This window comes from Pseudomonas sp. CM25, from assembly GCF_013179705.1.
Lineage (GTDB): Bacteria > Pseudomonadota > Gammaproteobacteria > Pseudomonadales > Pseudomonadaceae > Aquipseudomonas.
On record NZ_JABMCW010000634.1, the window covers coordinates 1 to 1,386 of the forward strand.

The window sequence follows — 1,386 nt, forward strand, 5'->3', positions numbered from 1 at the left end:
ACGTGGATCACCCGCTGCTTCATCAGTGCCGACATGCGCACGGCGTTGCGGGCGTATTCCATGAACATCAGGAAGGTCGCGCCGTAAGGCACCAGGCCACCGTGCAGGGCAACGCCGTTCATGATGGCGGTCATGCCGAACTCGCGCACGCCGTAGAACACGTAGTTGCCGCTGGCGTCATTGGCTTCGACGCCCTTGCAGCCCTTCCACAGGGTCAGGTTGGAGCCGGCCAGGTCAGCCGAACCACCGAGGAACTCAGGCAGCAGCGGGCCGAACGCATTGAGGGCGTTCTGGCTGGCTTTACGGCTGGCGATGGTTTCGCCTTTGGCAGCCACTTCGTTGATGTAGGCCTGGGCCTTTTCGCTGAAGTCGGCCGGCAGCTCGCCGCTGTCACGGCGCTTGAACTCGGCAGCCAGCTCCGGGTAGGCCTTGGCGTAGGCGTCGAAACGCTGGTTCCAGTCGGCTTCGGCCTTGGCACCGGCGGCCTTGGCATCCCATTCGGCATAAATGTCGGCCGGGATTTCGAACGGGCCGTGGTTCCAGTTCAGTTCTTTACGGGCCAGGGCGATTTCGTCATTGCCCAGCGGTGCGCCGTGGCAGTCTTCCTTGCCCTGCTTGTTCGGCGAACCGAAGCCGATGATGGTCTTGCAGCAGATCAGGGTCGGGCGGTCGCTCTTGCGCGCCGTCTCGATGGCCATCTTGATTTCTTCGGCATCGTGGCCGTCGACGTTGCGGATCACCTGCCAGTTGTAGGCTTCGAAGCGCGCCGGGGTGTTGTCGGTGAACCAGCCATGCACTTCACCGTCGATGGAGATGCCGTTGTCGTCGTAGAAGGCGACCAGCTTGTTCAGGCCCAGGGTGCCGGCCAGCGAGGCGACTTCGTGGGAGATGCCTTCCATCATGCAGCCGTCGCCGAGGAACACATAAGTGTTGTGGTCGACGATGTCGTGGCCGTCACGGTTGAACTGGGCAGCCAGTACCTTTTCCGCCAGGGCGAAGCCCACGGCGTTGGCCAGGCCCTGGCCCAGCGGGCCGGTGGTGGTCTCCACGCCTGGGGTGTAACCGAGCTCCGGGTGGCCCGGGGTGCGGCTGTGCAGCTGGCGGAAGGCCTTGAGGTCGTCGATCGACAGGTCGTAGCCGGTCAGGTGCAGCAGCGAGTAGATCAGCATCGAGCCGTGGCCGTTGGACAGCACGAAGCGGTCACGGTCGGCGAAATGTGGGTTGCTCGGGTTGTGCTTCAGGTAGTCACGCCACAGTACTTCGGCGATATCCGCCATGCCCATTGGGGCACCTGGGTGGCCGCTATTAGCCTTTTGCACGGCATCCATGCTGAGGGCGCGAATGGCGTTGGCACGTTCACGACGGCTGGGCATCGCTGGTCTCCTG

General features: G+C 63.6%; 1 protein-coding gene. It reads right to left on the reverse strand.

All coding sequences use genetic code 11. The features are described 5' to 3' along the window. Positions 1-1,373: transketolase (gene tkt / locus HP546_RS30220; RefSeq protein WP_172233530.1), on the reverse strand; the 1,373-nt coding region annotated here is incomplete at its 3' end. Positions 1,374-1,386 lie beyond the last annotated feature (13 nt).